Below are 24291 nucleotides of genomic sequence, written 5' to 3'. Positions count from 1 at the left end.
CGTCACCGCTTCATCGACGCAGGAGGAAATCATGCGACAGCTCCACCGGGCCATCACGGCGATCGCAGCGCTGGCCCTCATCGGCATCGCAGCCCCGACCGCACCGGCGAGCGCGGCGGAAGGCGACACGTACTGTGTCGCCAGCGCCAGCTCCACCGCCCCGCAGGCGGTCTGCTTCGCCACGTTCGACAAGGCCCTGCAGTTCGCCAGCGGCGGCGTGCTCTACGACCTGCCCAAGGGCAGCGGCACCGCGGCCAAGGTCGAGGCGCTGAACGCGGGCTTCGGCATCAACGTCGTCAACACGGTGATCAGCATCGAGTACACCGGCTCCAACTTCAGCGGCTCGGCCCTGATCTGGAGCGGCACCGCGGGCAAGTGCAGCACCCCGACCGGCAACGTCGACTACCAGATCTCCAGCATGCCGGCCGGCTGGAACAACGTCATCACGTCGTTCAGGACCTACGCCAACTGCTGGGTCAAGCACTACGAGTCCAACAGCTACGGCGGCGCCGTGATCGGCTACGGCCCGACCGACTCCTACATCGGCGCGGTGATGGACAACCAGACCAGCTCGCAGCGCTGGAGCTGATCGAAGACGCCGACGAGGACGGACGCTCCGCCAGGGGTGTCCGTCCTCGGTCCGTCGGCTGGCCTTCCGTCCCGTCAGTACGACGGGTGAACGGCCACGACCATCGCGGTGCTCGCCCAGTCGGAGAGCTCGTCGCCCTCCCGCCAGCCCTGGTAGCGGGCGGCGAGCAGGCGGCGGGCCTCCGCCTCGGCGTACGGGTCGCCGGTGACGGGGCGGGCCTCGGCGGGCGCCGCGCCGTCGGGGGTCAGCTCGCGCGGGCCGCCGCGCCGCCATAAGACCTGCGGGTTCGCGAGGATGTTGCGCACCCAGTCGGCGCGTTCGCGGTCGCCGGACATCAGGTAGATCACCCCGCCGCGGGCCGCGTACCAGATCTCGACGGTGTGCCACTGGCCGGTGTTGCGGCCGACGGTGCTCAGGTAGCCGTATTCGCTGCTCTCAGTCATGAATACGATCTTGCTGGTTCAAGCAAGGTTGAGGTCAAGACGCTGTGACGCGGAACAATGTGACGTCTCCGAAGTGGTCCGTCCGCGCCTGCGGGTAACGCCGCCTCAGCAGCGATCCGAAGAAGTCCGGGCTGGTCAGCGCGGGCACGTCCGCGGTGAACGCCTTCGCCGCCGGGCCGTCGGTGTACACCAGCACCACCTCGCGCGCCTGCGCCAGCCCCAGCCGCAGGAACCGGGACAGCTCCCGCTGCTCCAGGAACCGCCACACGTCCACGCTCACCACCGTGTCGAACGTGCCGTCCGGGGACGGCGACCACACGCCCAGCAGGTGCAGGTTGTGCTCGGACACCGGCCGTCCGTGGTCGTAGGTGACCGAGCCGGGCCCGAGCGCCACCTCGTCGGTGCCGAACGCCTGGCAGAGCACCGTCCCGGCCAGCTCCGCGCCCAGCAGCGCCGACACGTCCGGCAGCCGGCCGAGCCCCAGCTCGGCGCAGCACGCCAGCACCCGGCGGTAGTGCCGGATCTTGCGGGTGACGTCGCTGGGCGCGGGCATGTCGACCAGCTCCGCGGCCAGGCTGCGGTGCTTGTGCCGGAACAGCTCCAGGTTGGTCTGGTAGTCGCCCGCGAGGTTGGTCAGGTCGCGCACCGCGGGCACGTGGAAGCCCACGGCGAGGCCGTCGTAGCCGAACCCGGCGTCACCGAGCACGTGGTGGATGCGGTATGCCAGGTCGGTGTCCTCGAACCCCCAGCGTGCCCCGTACGCCTCGTCGAACATGCCCGCGTCGAGGACCGTCCGCCGGGGCATGGACACGTTGTTGGTCAGCGCGAACACCCACGGCGCGCCGGACAGCCACTCCTCCGGCGAGCCGTCGCGGCCCGGCACCCGGAACCGGAAGTCCTCGTGCACGGGACGCACCAGGTCGAGGGTCAGCGGCTCGCCGGCCTCCGCGGCCGCCAGCACCGCCCAGTCGCCCTCGTAGCGCTTGCCGATCAGCACCGCGGGCCCGTCGCGCCCGTCATGGAAGGCCAGGTGCCGGGCCAGCAGGTGCGGCTCGGTCAGCACGTCGCTGTCGAGGAAGCAGACCAGCTCGCCGGCGGCCAGGCGCACCGCCTGGTTGCGCGCCGCGGCCCGCCCCAGGTTCGCGGGCAGGCTGTCGAACCGGAACCGGAAGGGGTACGCCGCGGCGACCAGCGCCGAATACGGCAGCGGGTCGGAGCCGTCGTTGACCACGACGACCTCGAACAGGTCGGGGTCCAGGGTCTGCCTGCTCAGCGTGGACAGGGTCAGCGCCAGCGTGTGCGCGTCACCGAACGTCGGGATGAGCACACTCAACCGCGGGGCTCCGCCGGACATCGCACTCCTTCAGCGGCGGGGCCGCGCTCTCACGGGGCTTACCGTCCGATCCTGCTGGTTTCGGGAGAGCGCTTCAACAACTACCCAGCCAGTGGAACATGTCGATCGTTCAACTTCCTTCCGGAATCTCGTCGCAGTCGAGGGCCACCAGTGCCCCGCCGACCCCACGGCATCCCGCCGCCGATCACCCCCCTCTTCCCCCGCCTGGACGCCCCCTGATCCGCCTCGCTGGGACCGCGTGATCGGCCCCCAGCTGGGGCGCGTCAGGCTCGGTGGATCGAGCCGGGCGGGTCGCGCAGCGGGTCGATCATGAAGTTGTGGACGGGACACGCCGCCGAGCCGTGCCATAAGTTCATGATCAACCCGTGTGGAGGTGGGGGTGGGTGGGGTAAGGGGGCGGTGTGGGCGCGATTCGGGTGGGGACGGCTTCCTGGACGGACAGCACGCTGCTGGCTTCGGGGTGGTATCCCGAGGCGGCCAAGACGCCGGAGGAGCGGCTTAAGCACTACGCGCGCAAGTTTCCGCTGGTCGAGGTCGATGCGACGTATTACGCGGCGCCGGCGGAGAGCACGGTGGCGCTGTGGGCGGCGCGCACGCCGAAGGACTTCGTGTTCAACATCAAGGCTTTCAGCATGCTCACCGGGCACCCGACCAAGGTGAGCGCGCTGCCCAAGGACCTGCGCCCGGACACCGACAAGCCCAACGTGTACCCGGACGGCCTGAAGCCACAGGCGTACGAGCAGGTGTGGACCCGGTTCCTGTCCGCCCTGGATCCGCTGGTCGAGGCCGGCAAGCTCGGCATGCTGCTGTTCCAGTTCCCGCCGTGGTTCACCATCCGCCGCGACAACAAGCAGTACCTGCTGGAGGTCGCCAAGCGCTGCGCGCCGCTGCGGGTGGGCGTCGAGCTGCGCCACGAGTCCTGGTTCTCCGGCGACAACGCGGCCGAGACGCTGGGCTTCCTGCGCGAGCACAAGCTGCCCTACGTCTGCGTGGACATGCCGCAGGGGCACAAGAACTCGGTGCCGCCGGTGCTCGCCGCCACGGCCGACCTGGCCGCGGTGCGCTTCCACGGCCACAGTGACAAGTGGACCAGCAAGGACATCCACGAGAAGTTCGGCTACCTGTACTCACCGCGGGAGCTGAAGGACTGGGCGCCGAAGCTGCGCGAGCTGGCCGGCGAGGCCGAGCAGACCCACGTGTTGATGAACAACTGCTACTCCGACTACGCCCAGCGCAACGCCGCCCAGCTCATCGACCTGCTCGGCGCGAAGTGAGCCCACCAGGCCGTGCAAGGAGTGAACGAATGTCGGTTAAGAACAGAATGTGCTCAGTGTAAAATCATTAAATCTATGATAGACAATGTTCCATGGACATTGCCTTCGCCTTCGACGAGGCATACGCCGACCACGCCCAGGTCGCCGTCGAATCGGTGCTCGACAGCCACCCCGGGCGTGACGACCTCACGTTCTGGCTGCTTACCCCGACCGAGGTCGCCAAGGAGCGGGAGCCCGCGCTGCGCCGCCAGCTCGCCGGGCGCGGCACGCTGCGGCTGCTCACCACCGGCGACGGTTTCCGCGCCCTGCCCGTGGTCGACGAGGACTGGCTCGCCTACGTCAGCACCGGCATGTACCTGCGCCTGCTCCTGCCCGACCTGATCGGCGACCAGGCGCGGCGGCTGCTCTACCTCGACGTGGACGTGCAGGTCTGCGGCGACCTGACGCCGCTGTGGGAGGTCGATCTCGGCGACGCGCCGCTGGCCGCGGTACGCGACGCGTTCACCGCCACGTTCGCCGCGAACGGCGGCGTGCCCGGGTCGGGCCCGGAGCACGACCAGGAAGCGCCCTATTTCAACTCCGGTGTGCTGCTGATGAACCTGCCCGTGTGGCGGCACGAGCAGGTGTCGGCCCGCTGCCTGGAATACCTGGCCGCGCACGCCGGCCGGTTGCGCTTTCCGGACCAGGACGCGCTCAACCTCATCGTGTACGGGCGCTGGCTGCGGCTGCCGCACCGCTGGAACAACATGCGCAGCTTCCTGCTGGAGGAGCAGCCCGCCCCGGCCGACCCGGACACCCGCATCATGCACTTCGCAGGCCCACGCAAGCCGTGGACCGAGGGCTTCCGGCCGGGCTTCCGGCACGACCGCCACCGCGCCCTGGCCGCCCGGGTGGCCGCCTTCGCCTGACCGCCTGCCGCCGTCGGCCATGATGCCGGGCGGGCCGCCCGGTCAGTGGCCGAGCAGACCGCGCACGCCGTGGCTGATCAGCAGGACGCCGAAGACCACCAGCAGCCCCGCCATCACCAGCAGGTGGTGCTTGGACAGCCAGGTCTTGAGCCGGTCCAGGTGCCGGGCGGCCCGGTCGCCGCCGACCAGGTAGAGGATCACCGGCACCGCCACCGGCAGGCAGGCCACCACCGCGAACAGGCTCAGCGCCACCATGGCCACGACCGTCGAGGACGCGGCGAGACCCTTGGCCGCGCCCGCGCACAGGGCGAGGTTCTTCGGGTCGACGCCGTACATCAGCAGCGCCAGGATCGCCGCCTTCACCGGTGACCAGCGGTCGGCGCTCGCCATCCACTTCGGCATGGCGTGCTGCCCTTTGGCCCGCCGGTGCCGGGCGAGGTGCAGGTACCCGGCGAACAGCAGGACCAGCCCGAGGCCGATGCGCACGACCTGCGAGACGGTGCCGCCCTGGTGATCACCGTCGAGGTAGCCGTAGCCGCTGAGGAGGTAGACGGCGGCGCTTACCGCGATCACCCCGGCCAGCGCCCCGGCCAGGAACGCAGGACCGGCAATCCGGGCCCGGTCGGAGAACAGCACGAGGATCACCGCGATGATCGGCAACGGACTCGCCGCCACCCCCAGCGCGTACGGCATCACCCCTGCCAGCGCCCCACCCACAGTCCCATCCTGGATGGACGCCGCGCCCGCCGGGGCCGCTTCCACCGGACGATCTTGCCGGCCGGGTCGCAGTGGCGGGCTGCTCGGCGGCCACGCCCGCGTCAGGACGACAGCGCGGTGACGGCCGCCCCGACCACGGCCGCGCACTCGCGTGCGACCGCCCGGTCGGACCAGAGACAGCACCCGACGACCAGCACGATCGCGATCGTCAGGTACAGCGCGAGCACCAACGGTCGGCACGCCGACCTGCCGTCGTCGCGCGACTCGTCGTCACCGGCGTCGTCGACATGCACATCGGTCACCGCCATCGGCACGCTCACCCGTCTCTCTGCCACGAGCTGCAGCTCGGCGACCGGCCACCCGCCGCGGGCGTCGCGGACGGAGCACCCGGCCGGTGGAGCCGGGCGCCGGCGCGATGGGGACACGCCGGCGCCCGTGCCCGCGGGCGCCGCCCCGCGCCCGAGAGCGCAGGGGACGGAGGGGCACCACCCCGCGGGCCTGAGTGGAGCTGGGTAGCCGACCGTGTCGTACACGGTCCGCCCTCACATATCGCGGCAGGAGGGCTCGGTGTTACACGGGAATTCCGCGCGATCGCCGGGCACGGGTTTATGCGCCGGTCGAGGGGCCGATATGGTGCGTACTCACATGCGACGATCGGGGAGCCGCGAGGAGGTGTCGTCGCCTTGACCTGGTCGGAGACCGAACTCGTGGCACGCGCCACCCGCGGCGAGGCCGACGCCACCGCCACCCTGCTGGCCGACGTGCGACCCGGCGTGATCCGCTACTGCCGCGCCCGGCTCGGCCCGATCGGCGGCGCGTACACCACCGCCGACGACGTGGCCCAGGACGTCTGCGTCGCGCTGCTGCAGGCACTTCCCCGCTACCGCCAGCAGGGCGTGCCGTTCTCCGCATTCGTGTACGGCATCTCCGCCCGCAAGGTCGCCGACGCGCAGCGCGCCGCGATGCGGCACCTGTCCGCCGCCGTGCCGTCGCAGCGTTCCGGAGCCGACCCGCTCGACCAGCCCGACGACACCCCGGGCCCCGAGCAGCAGGCCCTGGACAACGACCAGGCACGCCGCCTCGCCCGCCTGCTCAACCTGCTCCCCGACCCGCAGCGGGAGATCATCGTGTTGCGGGTCGCGGTCGGCCTCACCGCCGACGAGGTCGGCATCTCCCTGAACATGTCGGCCGGAGCCGTCCGCGTCGCCCAGTCCCGGGCCCTGGCCCGGCTGCGCGCCCTCGCCGACGACCTGCGCGAGGACATCACCCAGCAGTCGGCCCTGGACAGGAGGGCCGCATGAGCACGCTCGACCGCGACGACGCCCTGCTGGACGGCCTCGGCCTGGGCGGGGCCGCCCACTCCGACGACGCGCTCGCCGGGTTGCTGGCCGCCTGGCGGGACGACCTCACCGAGCCGCCCTTCGCGCCCACCCTCGACCTCGATGAAGCCGAGCATGCTGCCCTGGCCGGCCCGATCGATATCGACGACCTGTTCGGCACCGAGTCCGAGCAGGAAGCCACCGTGCTGCGCCCGGCCACCGCGGTGCCGCGGGGCGCGGCGGGATCGTCGCGGCCGCCGAGCCGCCGCGACGGCTCGCCCCGGCCGGTGCGGGGCGGTCGGCTGCGGCCCGGACGCCTGATGCTCGCGGCGGCGCTGCTGGTCGGCGTCCTCGGGGGCGGGTTCGTCGGAGCCGGGGCCGGGCAGCCCGGCACGCCCCTGTGGCCGGTCACGCAGCTCGTCTTCGCCGAACGCGCCGAATCCCGGGTCGCCGCGCAGGACGTCGAGCAACTGCTCGCACAGGCCGACCGCGCGCTGCGGGAGCAGCGGCGCGGCGACGCCGAGCAGTTCCTCCGCCAAGCCTGGGACCGGCTCGGCGAGGTGCGCGAGAAGTCGGACCACGAGCGGCTCCGGGCCGAGCTGATGCGCCTGCTGACCGCCTTCGCCGCGGTCGCCGCACCGTCGACCCCGGCTGCGCCCCCCACGCCCGTCAGCTCGCCACGACCCGCGGGCGGCACGACCGCGCCCAGCCCCGCGACGACCGGACCGAGCCCGACCCCCGGTGCCGGTGGCATCCTGCCGGGCCTGCCACCGCTGCTGCCCTCGTTGCTGCCGATCCTGCCGTCGCTGCTGCCGGACCTGCCGCTGCTGTGAGGCGGCTGCTCGACTGGTCGCCTTCTCCCCGGCGGCCGTGCGGTGGTGACTCGGCTCCCGGCAGGTCGCCTGATGGCGAACATGGCGGAGCCCCACCCGCGCGAACACGGCTGGGGCTCCGGTCGAACACCCGGGATCAGGGGCAGCTCAGGACCGCGTCGAGCGGGTCGGAGCTGCACAGGTCGAAGCCCGGCCCGCCGTCGGCGCTGTCGTTGCCGGACACCTTGTCATCGATCTTGATGAGGTCGTTGCCCGCCTCGCCGTACACCATGTCGTCGCCGGACCCGCCGCTGAGCAGGTCGCTGCCGGGGCCGCCGTAGATGATGTCGTTGCCGCCCTTGCCGTTGATGATGTCGTTGCCGCCGAGGCCGCAGATGACGTCGTGGCCGAGGGTGCCGTTGAGGATGTCGGTCCGCGCGGTGCCGGTGATGGTGCACACCGGGACGGCCGAGCCGACGCTGGTCAGCTCGGTGTCGGCGTTGTTCGTGCTGTTCGGGTCCGCCGTGTTGCTGGTGACGCCGCTGCTGTTGGAGATGGTGCCGGTGGTGGCCGCACCGACGCTCACGACCAGGGTGAAGCTGGCCGTCTCGTTGGCGGCCACGGTCGCCTTGGTGGCGGTCACCTCACCGGTGCCGCCCACCGACGGAGTGGTGATCATCCAGCCCGGGGACGCGGTGAACGACACGAAGGTGGTGCCGGCCGGGATCGCGTCGCGCATCACCACCGCCTGCGCGGCGCTCGGACCGCTGTTGCGCACCGCGATGGTGTAGGTCAGCGTCGACCCTGCGGTCACCGGGTCCGGCGCGTCGATCTTCGTGATGGAGAGGTCCGCCGACGGCTGCTGCACCGCGGTCGTCGCCGTGGCGCTGTCGTTGGCGCCGTTGGGGTCGGTCGACGTGCCGCTGACGGTGGCGGTGTTGGCGATCGAGCCGGTCACGCCGGTGCCGACGTTCACGGTGACGGTGAACGTGGCGTCGCCGACGGCCAGCGTCGGCCTGGTCGCGGTCACCGTTCCGCCACTGCCCACGGCCGGCGTGGTGACCATCCAGCCAGCAGGGCTGATAGCCGACACGAACGTCGTCCCGGAGGGCAGGGTGTCGCTCAGCGTCACGTTCTGCGCCTCGTCGGGACCGTTGTTGGTCACCTTGACGGTGTAGGTGATGTTCTGCCCGGCCGTGACCGGGTCGGGTGCGTCGTTCTTGGTCACCGCGAGGTCCGCCGACTCAGGCGGCGTCACGTTGTTGCGCGGGTTGGGCAGGCCGACGGAGAAGTCCGTGCTGTTGTTGTCGGTGTCGACGTCCCCGGCGTCATCGCGCAGCGCGGCCGTGACGTTGGTCAGCGTCGGCGCGGGCGCGGCCTCGAACGAGGTCGCCGTGCCGTAGCCGACGAAGTCGCGCACTCCGGCGGCGGAATCGCAGCCGGTCGAGCAGGTGAGCGGGGTCTGGTTGGTGACCAGGGCGACCTTGCCGCTGGTGGCGCTCATCGCGATGGTGTCGGAGGCGTTGGGGGCGGGCAGCGGCGTCGTGCCCCCGGCACCCTGTGCCTCCTGGACGAGGTAGTGCGTGCCGGGCTGGATCAGCCCGGTCAGCGGCGTGATCTGCCAGGTGCTGCCGGCCGCACTGGCGTACTGGACGGACCAGCCGGTCACGTCGACCACGGCGGTGCCGCGGTTGTACAGCTCGACGAAGTCGTTGGTGTACGTCGCGCCGAAGTTGCCGCCTCCGCCGTACACCTGGCTGATCACGATGTCGGGCGAGACCGCCAGCGCGGGCACGGGCAGGAACAGTCCCGCTACCCCCGCCGACAGGCTGACCACGGCGGCCGACGCCGCCCTGCGGACCCACTGACGCATGCGTACCTCCTCGAGCCCCGGACCGGGGACCTGCTGCTCCTGTCCGATCAACTAGGGATGCCCGAGATGGTTACTTATAGCGACCGTGTGACTACCTAACGTTCGAGAGCTAGGCGCTAAGCCGTCGCGGCTGTCGGCTCCGCCTGGCATTCCGACGGCCAGTCGGCGAGCAGGTGGCGGCGTAGAAGCGCGGCGTGCGACAGCGGGGTGCGCAGGTCGGACGGGTCCCCGTTGAGCGTGTAGTCCAGCAGCACCACCGGGCCGCGCTCGGCCAGCTCGCGCAGCCGAGCAACCTCGGCGGCGGCCGGGCCTTCCAGCACATGGCGGTAGATCGGGAGGTAGATCTCGCGGCGGGCTTGCTCGTAGCCGAGCAGGACCGTCCCGTGCAGACCGCGGCGGTGACCCAGCGGCGGTCCGTACGAGGTCGCGGCGCGCTTGATGCCGCGCATCGCGGTCACGGCCAGCTTGGCCGGGTCGACGTCGGCGTGCATGAACACCTTCAGCGCCTGCCAGACGCCCTCCACGGACTTGCTGGTCACACCGGGCGTGAACGGCACCGGGATGTCGCCGTGCGGGTAGAACGGGCTCAACCGCACCCACGGCTGCGGACCGCGCGAGGTCACATCGACCACGACCGCCCCCGGGTACGCCGCCTCGATCGACGCAGCGGCACGCCGCTTGCTCGCCAGATGAACATCCATGACGTCTCCCCACGCAGACCGTGACCGCATGATGCTCGCCGGGTACGACATGGCGACACGAGGCACCGACGGAACTCCGATCAAAAGAAATCTATCTTCGCGTATGAAGACTTCCTCGGAGCAGCCCGACGGATCGGCCAAGCGTGACCTGGTTCGTACGGAGCTGGAGCAGTTCGGTTACACGGGCGATATGGCGATTACGGATGATGATCGTGCCAAGGCTCGACGCCGCCTCGACCGTCATGCGGCCGACAAGGCTGCCCGCGACCGCCCACAGGCCGCATGACAACACCGAACGAGTTGAGTCGATCTGAGGCGCGCTGGGATAGTTGACCCGAGGCAAGCCGGAACCCACCGAGACCGGAGCTGAGATGTCCGAACATCAGCTGGGCCAACGCATCAGGGCCGCGCGGCGGCGACGCGGCATCCCACAGGTTGACCTGGCCTCCCAAGCGGGCGTATCCGTTGACGTGATCCGCAAGCTGGAGCAGGGACAGCGCCACAGCGCGCGGATGGACACCCTGATCCGCATCGCCGCAGTTCTCGACCAGGACGTGTCCGACCTCATCGGCAAACCCAAGGGTCTGGTGGTCGGTGCCGAGGACGGTGAGATCTACCGTCTGCGCAGGGCCGTACTCGACGTCATCCCCGCAGAGACGGAGCCGCCGGTTTCCGAGGCGCTACGCGTGGAACTGGGTGAGGACTGGCGGCTGTACTGGTCCGGACGCTATGCACCGCTGGCGCGGGCGCTGCCTGACGGGATCACCTCGGCGCGGGCCGGCGTACGCGCGGCACGCTCCGGCGCGGACACCGTCCGGGCACAGGAGGTGCTGGCGGACTTCCTCCACCTGGCCGCTTGCCTATTGGCACACCTGGCCCACGACGACCTGGCCGCCCTGGCCATGCACCAGGCGCTGACCGCGGCTCAGGAGAGTGACAATCCGCTGGTGGCCGCTGGTCTGTCCGCGAGCAGGGTATGGCTGTTGTCCCGGCAAGGACTGACAGTAGAGGCTGAAAACCTTGCCATGATTACGGCACGCGCGGTCGAGCCACGGATGGGCACAGCCAATGTCGACCAGGTCGCCATCTGGGGCGAGAACCTCCGTTACGGCTGTGTCGCGCTGTCACGCGGTGGACGCCAGGCCGAAGCCCGTGAGCTGCTGCCGCAGCTGGCGGGTGCTGCCGCCCGGGTCGAAGCTGAGCGGCCGTCGCGGCAGTGGCGTGCCCGTGTCAGCGACAAAGAGGGCACCGCGCCGCTGGCCGGACTCGGCTTCGGCACCACACTGGCCAGCATGACCGCGGTGACGGTCGCCGTGGCCGACGGTCGCTACCGGGAGGCTCTGCGCCTGGAGACACAGGTTCCGGCATTCGACTCGATCTCCCCGGCGATGCGCTCGCGGCACCTGCTCACCGTCGCCTGGGCGCAGATGGCCGAGTTCCACTCGGCCGAGTCGGTGCACACGCTGCTACGCGCCGAGAAGCTGGCCCCGGAGATGCTCGCCCACCAGACGATCGCCCGGACGATCGTCACGGAGCTCCTGCCCCGACGCTCTCGACAGCGCCTTCCGGGACTGGTGTCCCTCGCCGCCCGCGTGGGCGTCCCGACGAGCTGACCAGAGCTGACGGCGGGACGTAGGACCCCACGTCCTACGTCCCCTCTCGCCTCATTGTCCAAGTAGGACGCCACGTCTCCACCGCCACCAGCGCATCTGCCTAGGTTGACTAGGTAGATGTCAGTCACCGGCGGCGAGGAGGTGAGCGTGTCACGCCGAGCGACGTCACGCCACAGGGCACGGGGCGGTCGCGTCCTGGACCGCGACCAGTTCATCACGTACGCCCGGGTCCAGGTCGACACGGCGACGAGCTTGTTGGCCGGGCACGGGCCGTCTCCGGGCGGGTGTGCGTGCGGCAGGCCGTGGCCGTGTCCGCAGCGGGAGTCGCTGTCGGCCGTCGCCGAGCACTACCAGAGCAGACTGGCCCTGCTCGACGAGACGGTCCTGCTGCCCGTGATCACGCCTGTCGCCATACCGGCCGTAGCCGAGTCTGCACGCCGGACGCTGGGTGGGCTACTGCGCCTCGCGTACCGCCGGATGTGCGCCTGACGCGTGCGACAACCGATACTCCCGTCCTATCTCCCAGGACGGTTGAGGGGGAGGCCCCGGACTCGCACCCCGGGGCCTCTCCCGCCCGAGCCCGCCCGATCAAATCTCGGTGACCGTCAGGACGCGGGCGTTCGGGGCGAGGTCGCCGATCCCGGCGCGCAGCTTCGCCCGGCCCGGGTCGGCCAGGTAGCTGTCGAGGCCCCCGCGCGAGTCGAACGAGATGACGTGGACCTCGGCCTCCAGGCCGCGCAGCCGCTGCTCCAGTAGCCCGCCGTGGCGGGGCAGCAGCGCCAGCACGTCGTCCTCGTACCTCTGCACGGTCTCCTCGTGCCCCGCCGGATAATCGACGACCGCGACCAGCCGCAGCCGCGGTGCGACGGTCGGCCCGTCGAGGCGCTTGAAGAAGTGCACGTCCGACGCGTCCCCCGGGTAACCCTCGGTGCGGCCGGTGGCGACGTACCCGTGGCGGCGGTAGAACTCGGGCGCCTGGAACGAGAACGACGAGACGCTGATCCGGTCGCAGCCCCGGGCACGCGCCTCGTCCTCGGCGGCGGCCAGCAGCCGGCCTCCCCAGCCGCCGCGGCGGTGGTCGGCGTGCACCCACACCATGGAGATCCCGGCGGAAGCGCCCCAGGTCCAGCCGGTCAGCCCGGCGATCACCGCGCCGTCCCCGCCGGTGACGCGCACCGACAGCGACCGCTCCTCGTGTTCGCCGACCGCAGCGTTGTTGAACGCGGTCAGCTCCCGGTCCAGGAGCGCGGACAGTTCCTCGTCCTTGTCCCCCACCAGCAGTAACGCGGACGTGTAGGCATCAGTCACCCGCGGAGTATGGCCATCCTGCCGATCACCCGGCAACCCGGTTCCTACACCGGGTTGGGCTGGAAGCTCGCCGTGATCAGGGCGAACTCGTCGAGGTTGTCCTTCCACTGCGACTCCGGCGTGGACCAGTAGATGGCGTGCGCCTGCTTCGGCCCGGTCACGAAGCCGCGGTTGATCACATGTATCCGCCCTGAGCTGCCCTGATAGGTGAACTCCCAGTCCGCGCAGGCGATGAAGTAGTCGACGCTGACGATGTGCACCTTGCGGTAGTCGTTCCAGTCGCCCGCGGCGACGCGGCGGGCCTCCTGGCGCTTCCAGTCGGCGACCGGGTCCTTCTTCGGGCTGTCGGACTGGTCGATGAGCAGCAGCCGTCCGCCGTTGGGCTCCTTGAACCGCACGATGGTGCCGTCACGGGTGATCTTCCAGGTGCGCGGCACGGCGACCGCGAAGCCGGTGCGGTCGCGGTAGAGGCGCCAGCCGTCCGGCAGCACCAGGCCGGCCGGTGACGCCGAGGGCAGCACGCTGGGCGAGGGCGCGGCCGAAGGGCTCACGGCCGCCGAAGGGCTCGCACCACCGGCGTTGACGTTGCCGCGCGGCTTGCCGCCCAGGCGCGGCACGATCACCACCGCGAGCACGGCCACCACGACCGCCGCCATCGCGACCAGGGCCATCGTGCGTCCCTTGCGGGATCGCGCCACGAGCGCACCGGATGCCTCGGACGGCACGGCGGCGGCGCCCACGGCCCGGTCCGTCGTGCCGGTCCCGGACCGCTGCGCGGGCGCGGCTGCGCCCTTCGGCTTCGCAGCCGCGACTTCGGACACCGCGGCGGCCGCCGCCGGTGCGCTGGCACGCCCCGGCGTGAACGCCCCCGCAACGTCACCGGCGGGCTTCTTCGGCTCGGCTGACCGCTTCGGCTCGGCGGGCCGTTGCGCGTCGGGCAGCGTCCGGGCCGGACGTTCGGCTGCTGGCTCGGCCTGTGCGGCGGCGGCCCGTGCGGGAAGCGCCGGTGGCGTGGTCCGTCGCTGGCCGGGGACCAGACCTGGGCGTACGCCGCCGAGGAAGCCCGTGCCGCCGCGGCGGCCGACGGCCACCCGCAGCAGCAGTTGCTCGGCCTCGGCCGCGCCCATGCGCTGGCGCGGGTCCTTGCGCAGCAGTCCCACCAGCACCGGCTTGAGCGGCCCGGCCAGGCGCGGCGGGGCCGGCTCCTCGGTGGCCAGCGCGGCGAGGGTGGCCATCGCGTTGGGGCGGGCGTACGGCGACTGGCCCTCGACGGCGGCGTAGAGCGTCGCGCCCAGCGACCACAGGTCGGCGGCGGGCCCGACCTCGCCGCCTTCGACACGCTCCGGGGAGATGTAGGACGGCGAGCCGAGGATCAGGCCGGTGCGCGTCACGGCGGGGTCGCCGGGCAGGGTGGCCAGGCCGAAGTCGGTGAGCACGACGCGGCCGTCCTCGCCGAGCATGACGTTGCCCGGCTTGACGTCGCGGTGCAGCATCCCGGCGCCGTGCGCGGCGCGCAGCGCGGCCAGCACGCCCAGCCCGATGTCGGCGACCTTGGCCGGGGCGAGCCGCCCCTGCTCGGTCATCAAGGCAGCCAGGGACTTGCCGGACAGGTACTCCATGACGATCCACGGCCGACCGTCGACGGTGACGACGTCGAAGATGCGTACCACGTTGGGGTGGCTGAGCCGGGCGATGGCGCGGGCCTCGCGCAGCGAGCGCGCGTTCATCTCGGCGCGTTCTTCCTCGGTGAGCCCGGCCGGGGGCACGACCTCCTTGACGGCCACGTCGCGGTGCAGGGTCTCGTCGCGGGCCAGCCAGACCATGCCCATCCCGCCCTGGCCGAGAGATTCGAGCAACCGGTACCGGTCAGCGAGGACACGTGGTGGCACAGCGGGCATTGGAGGACCCTACCCAAACGTGCAGTGGCTTAACCCACGCAGGGAACCAGAGTGTGATCCAGATCCGCCGGGACCTTCGGCCGTACGATGTCAACCGTTCGGCGCACGGTACCCGCCGTTCGGCGCGTGTCGGGACGACGAACGGCAAGTCTGACGGCCCGAGCTGCGTATCCTCCCTCGCACCGTTGATCCGTCCCTTCGTGCGAGGAGGCACGTGCCATGGGTGAACCCGCACCCGACCGGCGACCCGGCGACCGCGATCACAGTCCCTGGAACTGGCTGCTGATCATCCCGATCGTGCTGCCGCTGATCACCGTCTTCTACAACTCGTCCAGTCCCGACCTGCTGGGCTTCCCGCGTTTCTACTGGCAGCAGCTGGCCTACATCCTGATCGGCGTCTCCACCACGACGCTGGTCTACCGGACGACCAAGCGCCGCAGCAGTGTTCCCCGGATCCCTGCCAGCCGCAGCAACGGGGAGGGCTGACCATGTGGCGTGACCATCTCACCGAGATCATCGTCTTCGCGGTGCTGTTCGTCGGCGTCAGCGCGCTGGGTTTCGTGGCCGCCAAGTGGCGGCGGCCGGACAACATGGAGCACCTCGACGAGTGGGGCCTGGGCGGGCGCAACTTCGGCTCGTGGATCACCTGGTTCCTCGTCGGCGGCGACCTCTACACCGCGTACACCTTCGTCGCCGTGCCTGCGCTGGTCTTCGGCGCCGGGGCGATGGGCTTCTTCGCGGTGCCGTACACCATCATCATCTACCCGCTGTTCTTCCTGGTCCTGGTGCGTCTGTGGTCGGTGTCGCACCGGCACGGCCTGGTCACCCCGGCCGACTTCGTCCGCGTGCGCTTCGGCTCGCCGACGCTGGCGCTGCTCGTCGCGATCACCGGCATCGTCGCCACGATGCCCTACATCGCGCTGCAGCTCGTCGGCATCGAGGCCGTGCTCAAGACGATGGGCGTCACCGGCGAGTCCACCCTGGCCAGGCACGCTCCGATCATCATCGCGTTCGCCATCCTCGCCGCGTACACGTACCAGTCCGGGCTGCGCGCGCCCGCGCTGATCGCGTTCGTCAAGGACACGCTGATCTACATCGTCATCCTGGTCGCGGTGTTCTGGCTGCCCTCGCAGCTCGGCGGCTGGGGCGCGATCTTCGGCGCGGCGCAGGCCAAGTTCGACGCCAGCCCCGCGCCCGGTGACGGGCTGCTGCTCAACGCCAACAACCAGCTGCAGTACATCACGCTGGCGTTCGGCTCGGCGCTGGCGCTGTTCCTCTACCCGCACTCGGTCACCGGCGTGCTCGCCTCCCGCAACCGCGACGTGATCAAGCGGAACATGTCCGCGCTGCCCGCGTACTCGCTGCTGCTGGGCCTGCTCGCGATGCTCGGCTTCGCCGCGATCGCCGCCGGCGTCAAGCCGCTGCCCGGGGCGAAGGCCGGCTCGGTGGACACCAACACCATCGTGCCGGTGCTGTTCGACAAGCAGTTCCCGGACTGGTTCGCGGGCGTCGCATTCGCCGCGATCGGCATCGGCGCGCTGGTCCCCGCCGCGATCATGTCGATCGCCGCGGCCAACCTGTTCACCCGCAACATCTACAAGGAGTACCTCAACCGCGAGGCCAGCCCCGCCCAGGAGGCCAAGGTCAGCAAGGTCGCCTCGCTGGTGGTCAAGGTCGGCGCGCTGCTGTGCATCGTGCTGCTCGACCCGCAGTTCTCCATCGACCTGCAGCTCATCGGCGGTGTGATCATCCTGCAGACGCTGCCCTCGGTGGCGCTGGGCCTGTTCACCCGTTGGTTCCACAAGGGCGCGCTGATCGCGGGCTGGGCGGCCGGCATGGGCCTGGGCATGTGGATGCTCTACCAGATCGCCAACCCGGCGACCGGGCGGATGCACTTCGCCGGCTCGGCGTTCCCGCTGGAGAAGCTCGGCTTCGACACCAAGGCGACGATCTACGTCGGCTTCGTGGCGGTGCTGGTCAACCTGGTCATCGCGGTGCTCGCGACGCTGGTGCTGCGGGCCGGGAAGGTCACCGACGGGCCCGACGCGACCGAACAAGACGACTACTTCGTCGACGAGGACTCGCCCCGGCGCGACACCGCCTCCGAAGGGGAGCCGGTGGCCGTCGCCTGAGCCGTGCGGGCCGTCGCGGGCATCGTACGCGGCGGCCGGGCACGGCCAAGGGTGGGCGCGGAGGTCCCCCGCGCCCACCCTTACTTCGTCTCTACTGCAGGTAGCCCTCGACCTGCTTGACGTCGCCGGGCTTCGCGTCGTCGGGGTTCTCCCCCGCGTCCTTGAGCGCGCGGCGGCGGCGCAGCAGGTCCCAGCACTGGTCGAGGGTCTCCTCCAGCGACTGGAGCCGGGCGGACTCGGTCTCGGGGTCGATCGCGCCCTGCACGCGCCTGGTCCGCAGGTCGTGCTCCTCGGCGACCAGGGAGTCGATCCGCTCGAAGATCTGCTTCTCGTCCATACCCCCAGCCTCGCACGCCCCGCCCGGCCCCGCCCGCCGATCCGCCGCCGTCCCGGGACGCCACCCGTCCCGATTTTCATAGACGTTGGCCTATTACATCGAGTTTGATCTCAAAATTCTCGATGTAATAGGCCAACGTCTATGGTCGACGGTGGGGCCGGGGTGGGGGGAGTCAGCCGAGCCAGCCATAGAGGCGGGTGACGTGGATGCGGACGGTGAGGCGGGCGTCGGCGACCATGGCGGCGCGGTACTCGTCCCAGTCCGGGTGCTCGCCGCGGATGTCCCGGTAGAGCCGCACCAGCTCCTCGACGGCCTCGTCGTGCGGGTCGGCCGCGGTGGCGGACAGCTCGGCGACGCCCTCGGCCACGGCGTACGTCCCGCCGCCGGGGGTGGTCACGTAGAAGCTGGCTCTGGGGTCGCGGCGCAGGTTGCGCACCTTGGCGCGGTCGGCCGTGCTGGAGAAGCGGATCACCCCGTCGCCGGCCAGGTAATCGACGTTGGACAGCTGGGGCCGCCCGTCGCGCTTGACCGTGGCCAGGACGCCCCGCCCGGTACGCCCGATGACCTGCCACAACCGGTCCTGCTCACTCATGCCGGCACCTCCACCCGGGCGGCCGCCATCAGGTCGGCCATCAGCCGCAACTCGTCAAGCATGCCCCGGGCGGCGGCCGACATGGCCGTAGTCGGCACGAGTGTGCCGTCGGCGTCGACGGCCTGGCGGAGGTGGATGTTGACCGACTCGGCCAGCGGCACCATGCGCAGCGCGCCGAGCACCGGCTTGAGCTGCTCGACCGCCCGTACGCCGGCCGAGGACATGCCGTAGCTGACGAAGCCGGCGGGTTTGTGGTGCCACTCGCGGTAGAGGTAGTCGAGGGCGTTCTTCAAGGGCGCGCTGTAGCCGCGGTTGTACTCCGGCATCACGAACACGAACGCGTCGGCGGCGTCGGTGGTCTCGCTCCAGCGCCGGGTGTGCTCGTGGGCGTACGGCCCGCCGTCGACGGGCTGGCCGGGCTCGTCGTGGAACGGCAGGTTCAGTTCGGCGAGGTCGACCACGTGCACGTCGAACCCGCCGTGGGCGGCGGCGGCGCCGGCGAACCAGTCGCCGATGACGTGGCCGATACGGCCGGGGCGGGTCGAGGCGACGACGACGTTGAGGCGGGGCATGTCGGGCTCCTAGCGGGTGCTTGTTGACGTGTCACCAACCTAGCCACAGCGTTGGTGACGTGTCAACAAGCGGGTATGGTGACCTGGTGACCGAACCCCGCTGGCTCGACGAGAAGCAGGCCCGCGCCTGGCGCGGCTACCGGCGCATGCGCGCCCTGCTCGACCTGCAGATCACCCGTGACCTGGCCGCCGACAGCGGGCTGTCCGACGCCGACTACGACGTGCTGTCCAACCTGTCGGAGGCCTCACCGCACCGGCTGCGGCTCACCGAGCTGGCCACGACCATGCTGTGGTCCAAGAGCCGGCTGTCCCATCACCTCACCCGCATGCAGCAGCGCGGGCTGGTCGACCGGGAGGAGTGCGCCGGCGACGCCCGCGGCTCGCTGATCGTGCTCACCGAGGCCGGCCTCCGGGCCATCGAGGACGCGGCCCCGCACCACGTCGACTCCGTACGGCGCCACATGATCGACCTGCTCACCGACGAGGAGATCGCCGCCCTCGACGCCCTCACCCACCGCGTCGTCAGCCACCTGACCGCCACTTCCTGACCACAGGTGGGGAAGGCGCCCTTGCGCTACGAATATCGACAAGAAGGCGCCCTTCCTTCGTCTGGCGTGATCTAACCTGGAGCGCGGCGCGCGCCTGGGGCGCGGCGGACGGCGAGAGGGCGATTATGGGCGGCACGGCACTGGTCACCGGAGGCACGGGCGGCCTGGGCGCGGCGGTCACGACGACGCTGCTGGACCGGGGCTGGCGGGTGGTGGTGCCGTGGTGGTCGGAGAGCGAGCTGTCCCGGCTGCCCGCGGGCGCCAAGGGGCTGGTCCTGGTGCAGGCGGATCTGACCGACGCGGCCGCGGTCGGCGCGTGCGCGGCGCAGGCCGCCGCCGACCCCGACCGGCCGCTGCGGGCCGTGGTGAACCTCGTAGGCGGGTTCGCGATGGGCGGGCGGGTGCACGAGACGCCCGTCGAGGAGTTCGAGCAGCAACTGCGGCTGAACCTGCGCCCGGCGTACCTGGTCAGCCAGGCGACGCTGCCGCACCTGGTGGTGGCGGGCGGCGGCGCGGTGGTGCTGGTGTCGAGCCAGGCCGTGCGCAAGCCGTTCAGCGGCGCGGCCGGTTACCTGACCGCGAAGACCGCGGTGCTGGGCCTGGCAGGCGCGCTGCACGCCGAGTACGCCAAGGACGGCGTCCGCGTGAACACGATCTCCCCCGGCGTCATCGACACCCCGGCCAACCGCGCCGACATGCCCGACTCCGACCGCAAGGGCTGGACCGCCCCGGCGGACATCGCCGACACGATCGCCTACCTCTGCTCCGACGCCGCCAAAGCCGTCCGCAACTCCAACCTGGACGTCTGACCCGACCCCGGTCGCCGAGCCGCAGTTTCGGGGGAACTGCAGGCATGACGAGCGGCATGGCGGCACTTCCCCGAACCTGCAGCGCCGTCGGTGAAGGGCCCTCCGGTCAGGAGGTGCCGTCGCGGTTGAAGAGGCCGCCTTCGACGAACATCATGCGGGCGACCGGGTGGCCCGCCTCGGAGGCCATGCGGAACCACTGCTCGGCGGCTTCGAGCCCGTTGCGCTGGTCGGCGAGGCGGCCCATGTCGAACATCGCCTCCCGGTCGCCGGCCCAGGCGGAGCGGCTCAGCCAGTGCTCGGCGCCGTCCCAGTCGCCGGTCACCTTGAGCATGCTGCCCAGGGCCCGCATCGCGACCGGGTCGCCCTTCTCCGCGGCGGCCCGCATGAGGTCCATGTCCCGCAGCATGCGCCGGGTCATGATCGCGCGCAGGCCGAACCGGCCGGCCGAGCGCATCCAGATCACGATGATGCCGACGCCCCAGGCGATCCAGCCGATCGTGGTCAGCGTGCCGTTGTCGGTCGACAGGCCCCAGACGGTGAGCCCGGTGCCGAACAGCAGGAACAGCATGATTTCCTCCCCAGGACCTGCTGCAACGCTCCCCAACACGATGCGCCGGTGTCAAGTGGACGGTGGACCGCCTGCCTGATCTCTGAGCATTGCCGAGGGTGGAATCGCCACCTCGCCCGGCACCGGAGAAGGGTCCCGGACCGGCCCGGACCGGGAGCCGCGCGGCCCGGCTAGCCGAGGTCGGGGTGGGGCAGGTAGCGGTCCAGGGCCACCGGGTCGCCGCCGCTGGACAGGAACTGGTCCAGGTCGGCGATGGTGAACCGGGCCTCCAGCAGCAATGGCAGCAGCGGGTTCGGGCCGAGCACGCAGAGTCTCGCGGTTCCCGCCGAGCGAAACCGGGCCAGCACGGCCAGCACCGCGTCCGCGCAGGCCCGGGTGGTGCGCCCACCGGCCGGCCCGACGAGCAGCCCGCCCGCCGTCTCCCGCACCATCGCGTAGCCGTCGCCGACCCGGTGCGCGCTCACCCCGGGCAGTCCGGCATACCAGGCGAGGTCGGCCGTGCGCCGGCCGCCGGAGGCGTCCGCGTCGAGGTCGGCGATCTCCTCGACGGACGCGTCGGCGGGCCGCAGTCCAGGATCGGGCAGCGCGGCGAGCGGGCCGCGCAGGTACATCAGCGGGGTCACCGGACGCATGCCCTGGCGGACGTAGAGCGCGAGCGCCCGCGGGTCCGACGAGGCGAAGGTGACCCGGGGCGCGTCCCGTGGCAGCAGCGCCGACAGCAGTGCCCGGCCCAGGCCCGAGGACTGGTGTTCGGGCAGCACGAACAGGTCCGCCAGGTGGAGCAGGCCACCGCGGACGAAGGTCGCCCCGAAGCCCGTCACGTCGTCACCGGCGAATCCCGCCAGCAGGCGGCCGTTGGCCAGTTCGCGGTCCAGGTAGTCGGGGCGCTGCGGCCAGCCGCCGAGGTTGCCGAAGCGCCGCGCGACCGCGCGTACCCCCGGAAGATCGTCCACGCCCGCCTGCCGCACGGTGTACACGCAGCGCAGCCTAGCTGAACCCGGGCCGCGGGCCTGCCACGACGACCTTTGCGACCTGCGTGGACTCGGGCGGCGGCGGTGTCCACCAGCGCCGCTGCCCGTTCCGTCAGCGGTCGCCGGTCGCCGGAATGCGCTCGTCGGTGAACCCGGCACGCACGTCCGCGATCTCGCCGTGGGCGGGCGTGCCGGATACAGGCCCGCCGATTCTGCTCGGCGGCCCTCTTGACGCACACTATTCACTCGGTGAATAGTTACCGGCATGTCAGCGTCCTATGTGTTGTTGGGGCTGCTGGCGCGGGGGCCGAAACACGGTTACGAGCTGAAACAGGCTTACGACCAGCGGCTGCCCCGCGCCAAGCCGCTCGCGTTCGGACAGGTCTACAGCACCTTGGGCCGGCTCGAACGCGACGGCCTCGTCACCCAGGCGGGGCAGGACCAGGCGGGCGGGCCGGAGCGCACCACCTTCGCCATCACCGGCGACGGCCGCGCCACGCTCGAAACCTGGCTGGCCGAGGTCGAGGCGCCTGCCCCGTACGTCACCAGCGCCCTGCTCAGCAAGGTCGTCGTCGCTCTGCTGGTCGCCGACCCCGCCCGCGCCACCACCTACCTGAGCGCGCAGCAGCAGGCCCACACGGGCCGGATGCGCGAGCTCACCCGCCTCAAGTCCGAACAGGACCTCACCGTCGGCGACCTCATCGCCGTCGACTACGCCCTCACCCACCTCGACGCCGACCTGCGCTGGCTGCAGACCGCGCTGCACCGCGTCGCCGACCTCCACCGGGAGGTGCAATCATGAGCCCACTGCTGAGCGCCCGTGACCTGACCAAGTCCTACGGGGTCCAGCCCGCCCTGCGCGGCGTCGACCTCGACCTGCACGAAGGCGAGATCGTCGCGGTACGCGGCCGCAGCGGCTGCGGCAAGTCGACCCTGCTGCACTGCCTGTCCGGCATCCTGCGCCCCGACGGCGGCCAGGTGCACTTCCGCGGCGACCGCCTCGACGACACCAGCGAGGCCTACCGCAGCGAGCTGCGCCGCACCCGGTTCGGCGTGCTGCTGCAGCACGGCCACCTCATCTCCGAACTCACCTCGGCGGAGAACGTGGCGCTGCCGCTGATGCTCGGCGGCGGATCACGCCGGGCGGCGCTGGCCGCGGCGGCGACCTGGCTGGGCAGGCTCGGCGTCGCGGAGGCCGCCGAGCAGACCCCGGGGCAGCTGTCCGGCGGGCAGCTGCAGCGGGTCGCGCTGGCCCGTGCCATGGTGACCCAGCCCGCGGTGCTGTTCGCCGACGAGCCCACCGGGGCGCTGGACACCCTGGCCGGGGAGCTGGTGATGAAGCTGCTCGGCCGGGTCGCCCGGGAGCAGGGCACAGCCGTGGTGGTGGTGACGCACGACGCGACGATCGCCGCGTACGCCGAGCGGGAGATCGTGCTGCTCGACGGCCGGCTCGACCCGACCGGGCTGGGCGTGGCCGTGGCGGTGGGCGCGTGAGGCCGTCGCTGGTGCTGCGGCTGGCGCTGGCGGGCACGCGTACCGACCGGCTGCGGGTGGCGCTGACCGCGCTGACCGCGGCCCTGGCGACGGCGCTGGCGCTGGCTGCCGCGACGCTGCTGTCGCTCGGCTTCACCCCGCGGCGCTACCAGGCGATCGTCGTCGACCAACCCGACCTGCGCGAGCTCACCGTGTACGCGCTCGTCGTGGCCTGCCTGCCCGTGCTGGCGCTGGCAGCGCAGGCGACCCGGATCGGCGCGCCCGCCAGGCACCGGCGGCTGGCCGCGCTGCGGCTCGCGGGGGCCACGCCGCGCCAGGTCACCGTGATCGTGGCGGCCGAGACGGCGGCCGCCGCCGCGCTCGGCGGGCTGGCCGGGCTGGCGCTGTTCGAGCTGGCCCGGGTGCTGCTGCACCGGCGTGACGCCGCGGGCCGGTTGTGGCTGGCCACCGACGTGCGGCCGGGACCGGTGGCGACTGCCGTGATCCTGATCGGACTGCCGGTGCTGGCCGCGCTGCTCGCCACGGTGCTGACTCGCGGCCTGCACGGCTCGCCGCTGCCCGTGACGACCCGTGCGGTGCGTACGGCGGTGCCCCGCCTGTGGCCGCTGTCCCTGGCCGGCGCGGGCGTGGTCGCCTTCGTCCTGCTCGGGACTGCGGACGTGCTGTTCGCGCCGGGCCTGCTGCTGGGCCTGGGCAGCGCGGCCGCCGTCGCCGGCGGGCTGGTGCTGGGCATGGCCTGGGTCAGCGAGCGCAGCGGACGGCTGCTGCACCGGTTCGCGCGCGGCCCGGCGGCGCTGCTGGCCGCCCGGCGGCTGCGGGCCGACCCGTGGACCGGCAGCCGCACCGTGGGGGTGCTGGTGGTGTGCGCGCTGGTCGCCGGGGCGCTGCTGGCGCTGCGCGACAACCACCGCGCCGGTGCGCGGGCCTACCTGCTCAGCTACCACGGGCCGGTGCCCGGCGGCACCGACCTGGACTACCAGGGCAGCGCCGTGCGGATGCTGAGCCTCGGGGTCGGCTTCGCCGTGGCCGTGGCCGCCCTGGGCGTCCTGCTGGCGCTACTGGAGACGGTCGCGGCACGCCGCCGGGCGTTCGCCGCGCTCACCGCCGGCGGGGTAACCCGCGGGGTGCTGGTGCGGGCGCTGCTGTGGCAGGCGCTGCTGCCCGTCACGCTGGTCGTGCCCGGGGCGGCCCTGCTGGGCGCGGGCCTGGTCCGGGTGCTGGTCGGCGACGTCGAGGTCTCCGCCGTCAGCGGCTGCTACCCGCTGGACTGCTCGGACATGGTGCAGCGGTCGCCGACCGGCACCGTGGCGTGGTTCGTCGACGGAGCCGAGTTCGCCGCGGTCAGCGTGGCCGGGCTGGCGCTGGTGGCGCTGCTCGCCGTCGCGGCGGGCGCGACCCTGCGGGAACGGACCGACCTGGCGGCACTGCGCGCCACGTGACCGTCCGGCACGGCGACACG

At 71.7% G+C, this 24291-nt stretch carries 28 protein-coding genes; 15 read left to right on the top strand and 13 right to left on the bottom strand.

Annotated features, from left to right (window positions below):
* The first annotated feature begins 31 nt into the window (after positions 1-31).
* The gene (locus tag F6W97_RS24095; RefSeq protein WP_155372669.1) at positions 32-589 is read left to right on the top strand and encodes a hypothetical protein; all 558 of its coding nucleotides are present in this window, start codon (positions 32-34) and stop codon (positions 587-589) included.
* A 74-nt stretch (positions 590-663) separates the two neighbouring features.
* Here the strand turns inward: F6W97_RS24095 and F6W97_RS24090 are convergent, their stop codons facing one another.
* Both F6W97_RS24090 and F6W97_RS24085 read right to left on the bottom strand, forming a co-directional pair.
* A complete protein-coding gene (locus F6W97_RS24090; protein WP_155372668.1) occupies positions 664-1032 on the bottom strand; it encodes a nitroreductase/quinone reductase family protein in 369 nt (122 codons plus the stop codon).
* Between the two features lie 34 nt (positions 1033-1066).
* Positions 1067-2386 carry a glycosyltransferase family 2 protein gene (locus tag F6W97_RS24085; protein ID WP_155372667.1) on the bottom strand — a complete coding sequence of 440 codons (1320 nt, stop codon included), beginning with the start codon at positions 2384-2386 and terminating at the stop codon, positions 1067-1069.
* Between the two features lie 401 nt (positions 2387-2787).
* On the opposite strand from F6W97_RS24085, the gene F6W97_RS24080 reads away from it, so the two are divergent.
* Both F6W97_RS24080 and F6W97_RS24075 read left to right on the top strand, forming a co-directional pair.
* Positions 2788-3660, top strand: a complete 873-nt coding sequence (locus tag F6W97_RS24080; RefSeq protein ID WP_155372666.1) for a DUF72 domain-containing protein — start codon at positions 2788-2790, stop codon at positions 3658-3660.
* A gap of 92 nt (positions 3661-3752) precedes the next feature.
* The gene (locus F6W97_RS24075) at positions 3753-4568 is read left to right on the top strand and encodes a glycosyltransferase family 8 protein (RefSeq protein WP_155372665.1); all 816 of its coding nucleotides are present in this window, start codon (positions 3753-3755) and stop codon (positions 4566-4568) included.
* Positions 4569-4610: 42 nt separating this feature from the next.
* Here the strand turns inward: F6W97_RS24075 and F6W97_RS24070 are convergent, their stop codons facing one another.
* Both F6W97_RS24070 and F6W97_RS24065 read right to left on the bottom strand, forming a co-directional pair.
* Positions 4611-5285 carry a GAP family protein gene (locus F6W97_RS24070; protein ID WP_155372664.1) on the bottom strand — a complete coding sequence of 225 codons (675 nt, stop codon included), beginning with the start codon at positions 5283-5285 and terminating at the stop codon, positions 4611-4613.
* Between the two features lie 101 nt (positions 5286-5386).
* Positions 5387-5620 (bottom strand): hypothetical protein, encoded by a 234-nt coding sequence (locus tag F6W97_RS24065; protein WP_155372663.1) that lies wholly within the window; start codon positions 5618-5620, stop codon positions 5387-5389.
* Between the two features lie 348 nt (positions 5621-5968).
* On the opposite strand from F6W97_RS24065, the gene shbA reads away from it, so the two are divergent.
* Together shbA and F6W97_RS24055 are read left to right on the top strand one after the other, a co-directional pair.
* Positions 5969-6586, top strand: a complete 618-nt coding sequence (gene shbA, locus F6W97_RS24060; RefSeq protein WP_230686909.1) for an RNA polymerase sigma factor ShbA — start codon at positions 5969-5971, stop codon at positions 6584-6586.
* Complete coding sequence (locus F6W97_RS24055) at positions 6583-7437, top strand: anti-sigma-D factor RsdA (RefSeq protein ID WP_155372661.1); 855 nt, start codon at positions 6583-6585, stop codon at positions 7435-7437. The genes shbA and F6W97_RS24055 overlap by 4 nt, the downstream gene beginning before the upstream one ends.
* 136 nt (positions 7438-7573) lie before the next feature.
* On the opposite strand, the gene F6W97_RS24050 is transcribed toward F6W97_RS24055, so the two are convergent.
* Both F6W97_RS24050 and F6W97_RS24045 read right to left on the bottom strand, forming a co-directional pair.
* Positions 7574-9289 (bottom strand): lamin tail domain-containing protein, encoded by a 1716-nt coding sequence (locus tag F6W97_RS24050; RefSeq protein WP_155372660.1) that lies wholly within the window; start codon positions 9287-9289, stop codon positions 7574-7576.
* 116 nt (positions 9290-9405) lie between these two features.
* The gene (locus tag F6W97_RS24045) at positions 9406-9990 is read right to left on the bottom strand and encodes a DUF6939 family protein (RefSeq protein WP_155372659.1); all 585 of its coding nucleotides are present in this window, start codon (positions 9988-9990) and stop codon (positions 9406-9408) included.
* Positions 9991-10018: 28 nt separating this feature from the next.
* Between F6W97_RS24045 and F6W97_RS24040 the strand changes: the two genes are divergently transcribed.
* The 3 genes from F6W97_RS24040 to F6W97_RS24030 all read left to right on the top strand — a co-directional run bounded on the left by F6W97_RS24040 (position 10019) and on the right by F6W97_RS24030 (position 12092).
* Entirely contained in the window at positions 10019-10276 is a 258-nt protein-coding gene (locus tag F6W97_RS24040) for a hypothetical protein (RefSeq protein ID WP_155372658.1), read from the top strand.
* An 85-nt stretch (positions 10277-10361) separates the two neighbouring features.
* Positions 10362-11603, top strand: a complete 1242-nt coding sequence (locus F6W97_RS24035) for a helix-turn-helix domain-containing protein (protein WP_155372657.1) — start codon at positions 10362-10364, stop codon at positions 11601-11603.
* Between the two features lie 147 nt (positions 11604-11750).
* Entirely contained in the window at positions 11751-12092 is a 342-nt protein-coding gene (locus F6W97_RS24030) for a hypothetical protein (protein WP_155372656.1), read from the top strand.
* Positions 12093-12191: 99 nt separating this feature from the next.
* On the opposite strand, the gene F6W97_RS24025 is transcribed toward F6W97_RS24030, so the two are convergent.
* Positions 12192-12911, bottom strand: a complete 720-nt coding sequence (locus F6W97_RS24025; protein WP_230686908.1) for a GNAT family N-acetyltransferase — start codon at positions 12909-12911, stop codon at positions 12192-12194.
* 44 nt (positions 12912-12955) lie between these two features.
* A complete protein-coding gene (locus tag F6W97_RS24020; protein WP_155372655.1) occupies positions 12956-14809 on the bottom strand; it encodes a serine/threonine-protein kinase in 1854 nt (617 codons plus the stop codon).
* 219 nt (positions 14810-15028) lie between these two features.
* Here F6W97_RS24020 and F6W97_RS24015 point away from each other — a divergent pair, with 219 nt between their 5' ends.
* Both F6W97_RS24015 and mctP read left to right on the top strand, forming a co-directional pair.
* A complete protein-coding gene (locus F6W97_RS24015) occupies positions 15029-15295 on the top strand; it encodes a DUF3311 domain-containing protein (RefSeq protein ID WP_155372654.1) in 267 nt (88 codons plus the stop codon).
* 2 nt (positions 15296-15297) lie between these two features.
* Positions 15298-16941: a monocarboxylate uptake permease MctP gene (gene mctP, locus F6W97_RS24010; protein ID WP_155372653.1), complete on the top strand. Its 1644-nt coding sequence runs from the start codon at positions 15298-15300 to the stop codon at positions 16939-16941.
* 91 nt (positions 16942-17032) lie between these two features.
* Here mctP and F6W97_RS24005 read toward each other — a convergent pair whose 3' ends face one another.
* The 3 genes from F6W97_RS24005 to F6W97_RS23995 form a co-directional block, all read right to left on the bottom strand.
* Entirely contained in the window at positions 17033-17278 is a 246-nt protein-coding gene (locus F6W97_RS24005) for a DUF2630 family protein (RefSeq protein WP_155372652.1), read from the bottom strand.
* Positions 17279-17450: 172 nt separating this feature from the next.
* Positions 17451-17870 (bottom strand): PPOX class F420-dependent oxidoreductase, encoded by a 420-nt coding sequence (locus F6W97_RS24000; protein ID WP_155372651.1) that lies wholly within the window; start codon positions 17868-17870, stop codon positions 17451-17453.
* Positions 17867-18442: an NADPH-dependent FMN reductase gene (locus F6W97_RS23995; RefSeq protein ID WP_155372650.1), complete on the bottom strand. Its 576-nt coding sequence runs from the start codon at positions 18440-18442 to the stop codon at positions 17867-17869. The genes F6W97_RS24000 and F6W97_RS23995 overlap by 4 nt, the downstream gene beginning before the upstream one ends.
* 86 nt (positions 18443-18528) lie before the next feature.
* Here F6W97_RS23995 and F6W97_RS23990 point away from each other — a divergent pair, with 86 nt between their 5' ends.
* Both F6W97_RS23990 and F6W97_RS23985 read left to right on the top strand, forming a co-directional pair.
* Positions 18529-18990: a MarR family winged helix-turn-helix transcriptional regulator gene (locus tag F6W97_RS23990; protein ID WP_155372649.1), complete on the top strand. Its 462-nt coding sequence runs from the start codon at positions 18529-18531 to the stop codon at positions 18988-18990.
* Positions 18991-19115: 125 nt separating this feature from the next.
* Positions 19116-19799: an SDR family NAD(P)-dependent oxidoreductase gene (locus F6W97_RS23985; protein WP_155372648.1), complete on the top strand. Its 684-nt coding sequence runs from the start codon at positions 19116-19118 to the stop codon at positions 19797-19799.
* A 106-nt stretch (positions 19800-19905) separates the two neighbouring features.
* Here F6W97_RS23985 and F6W97_RS23980 read toward each other — a convergent pair whose 3' ends face one another.
* Both F6W97_RS23980 and F6W97_RS23975 read right to left on the bottom strand, forming a co-directional pair.
* Positions 19906-20367 (bottom strand): tetratricopeptide repeat protein, encoded by a 462-nt coding sequence (locus F6W97_RS23980; protein ID WP_155372647.1) that lies wholly within the window; start codon positions 20365-20367, stop codon positions 19906-19908.
* 170 nt (positions 20368-20537) lie between these two features.
* On the bottom strand, positions 20538-21344 hold the full coding sequence (locus F6W97_RS23975) for a GNAT family N-acetyltransferase (protein WP_196279291.1): 807 nt from the start codon (positions 21342-21344) through the stop codon (positions 20538-20540).
* Positions 21345-21603: 259 nt separating this feature from the next.
* On the opposite strand from F6W97_RS23975, the gene F6W97_RS23970 reads away from it, so the two are divergent.
* From F6W97_RS23970 to F6W97_RS23960, 3 genes are read left to right on the top strand one after another with little or no spacing between them, the layout of a single operon-like run.
* Positions 21604-22140: a PadR family transcriptional regulator gene (locus F6W97_RS23970; RefSeq protein ID WP_155372645.1), complete on the top strand. Its 537-nt coding sequence runs from the start codon at positions 21604-21606 to the stop codon at positions 22138-22140.
* A complete protein-coding gene (locus tag F6W97_RS23965; RefSeq protein ID WP_155372644.1) occupies positions 22137-22832 on the top strand; it encodes an ABC transporter ATP-binding protein in 696 nt (231 codons plus the stop codon). Before F6W97_RS23970 ends, F6W97_RS23965 begins: the two co-directional genes overlap by 4 nt.
* Positions 22829-24271 (top strand): FtsX-like permease family protein, encoded by a 1443-nt coding sequence (locus F6W97_RS23960; RefSeq protein ID WP_155372643.1) that lies wholly within the window; start codon positions 22829-22831, stop codon positions 24269-24271. Before F6W97_RS23965 ends, F6W97_RS23960 begins: the two co-directional genes overlap by 4 nt.
* The last annotated feature ends 20 nt before the right edge of the window (positions 24272-24291 follow it).

The sequence above is a fragment of the Catellatospora vulcania genome, assembly GCF_009720385.1.
GTDB classification, from domain to species: domain Bacteria; phylum Actinomycetota; class Actinomycetes; order Mycobacteriales; family Micromonosporaceae; genus Catellatospora; species Catellatospora vulcania.
Note: the sequence above shows the minus strand (reverse complement) of the source record. Positions and strands in the feature narration are given on the sequence as shown.

What these genes read in the sequence shown, in the direction of transcription:
- F6W97_RS24045 (WP_155372659.1), bottom strand. Translation starts at nt 9,990, where the DNA reads ATGGATGTTCATCTGGCGAGCAAGCGGCGTGCCGCTGCGTCGATCGAG.
- F6W97_RS24095 (WP_155372669.1), top strand. Translation starts at nt 32, where the DNA reads ATGCGACAGCTCCACCGGGCCATCACGGCGATCGCAGCGCTGGCCCTC.
- F6W97_RS24040 (WP_155372658.1), top strand. Translation starts at nt 10,019, where the DNA reads ATGATGCTCGCCGGGTACGACATGGCGACACGAGGCACCGACGGAACT.
- F6W97_RS24035 (WP_155372657.1), top strand. Translation starts at nt 10,362, where the DNA reads ATGTCCGAACATCAGCTGGGCCAACGCATCAGGGCCGCGCGGCGGCGA.
- F6W97_RS24000 (WP_155372651.1), bottom strand. Translation starts at nt 17,870, where the DNA reads ATGAGTGAGCAGGACCGGTTGTGGCAGGTCATCGGGCGTACCGGGCGG.
- F6W97_RS23970 (WP_155372645.1), top strand. Translation starts at nt 21,604, where the DNA reads ATGTCAGCGTCCTATGTGTTGTTGGGGCTGCTGGCGCGGGGGCCGAAA.
- F6W97_RS23985 (WP_155372648.1), top strand. Translation starts at nt 19,116, where the DNA reads ATGGGCGGCACGGCACTGGTCACCGGAGGCACGGGCGGCCTGGGCGCG.
- F6W97_RS24055 (WP_155372661.1), top strand. Translation starts at nt 6,583, where the DNA reads ATGAGCACGCTCGACCGCGACGACGCCCTGCTGGACGGCCTCGGCCTG.
- F6W97_RS24085 (WP_155372667.1), bottom strand. Translation starts at nt 2,386, where the DNA reads ATGTCCGGCGGAGCCCCGCGGTTGAGTGTGCTCATCCCGACGTTCGGT.
- F6W97_RS23965 (WP_155372644.1), top strand. Translation starts at nt 22,137, where the DNA reads ATGAGCCCACTGCTGAGCGCCCGTGACCTGACCAAGTCCTACGGGGTC.
- F6W97_RS23980 (WP_155372647.1), bottom strand. Translation starts at nt 20,367, where the DNA reads ATGCTGTTCCTGCTGTTCGGCACCGGGCTCACCGTCTGGGGCCTGTCG.
- F6W97_RS24075 (WP_155372665.1), top strand. Translation starts at nt 3,753, where the DNA reads ATGGACATTGCCTTCGCCTTCGACGAGGCATACGCCGACCACGCCCAG.
- F6W97_RS24020 (WP_155372655.1), bottom strand. Translation starts at nt 14,809, where the DNA reads ATGCCCGCTGTGCCACCACGTGTCCTCGCTGACCGGTACCGGTTGCTC.
- mctP (WP_155372653.1), top strand. Translation starts at nt 15,298, where the DNA reads ATGTGGCGTGACCATCTCACCGAGATCATCGTCTTCGCGGTGCTGTTC.
- F6W97_RS24050 (WP_155372660.1), bottom strand. Translation starts at nt 9,289, where the DNA reads ATGCGTCAGTGGGTCCGCAGGGCGGCGTCGGCCGCCGTGGTCAGCCTG.
- F6W97_RS23995 (WP_155372650.1), bottom strand. Translation starts at nt 18,442, where the DNA reads ATGCCCCGCCTCAACGTCGTCGTCGCCTCGACCCGCCCCGGCCGTATC.
- F6W97_RS24015 (WP_155372654.1), top strand. Translation starts at nt 15,029, where the DNA reads ATGGGTGAACCCGCACCCGACCGGCGACCCGGCGACCGCGATCACAGT.
- F6W97_RS24090 (WP_155372668.1), bottom strand. Translation starts at nt 1,032, where the DNA reads ATGACTGAGAGCAGCGAATACGGCTACCTGAGCACCGTCGGCCGCAAC.
- F6W97_RS24005 (WP_155372652.1), bottom strand. Translation starts at nt 17,278, where the DNA reads ATGGACGAGAAGCAGATCTTCGAGCGGATCGACTCCCTGGTCGCCGAG.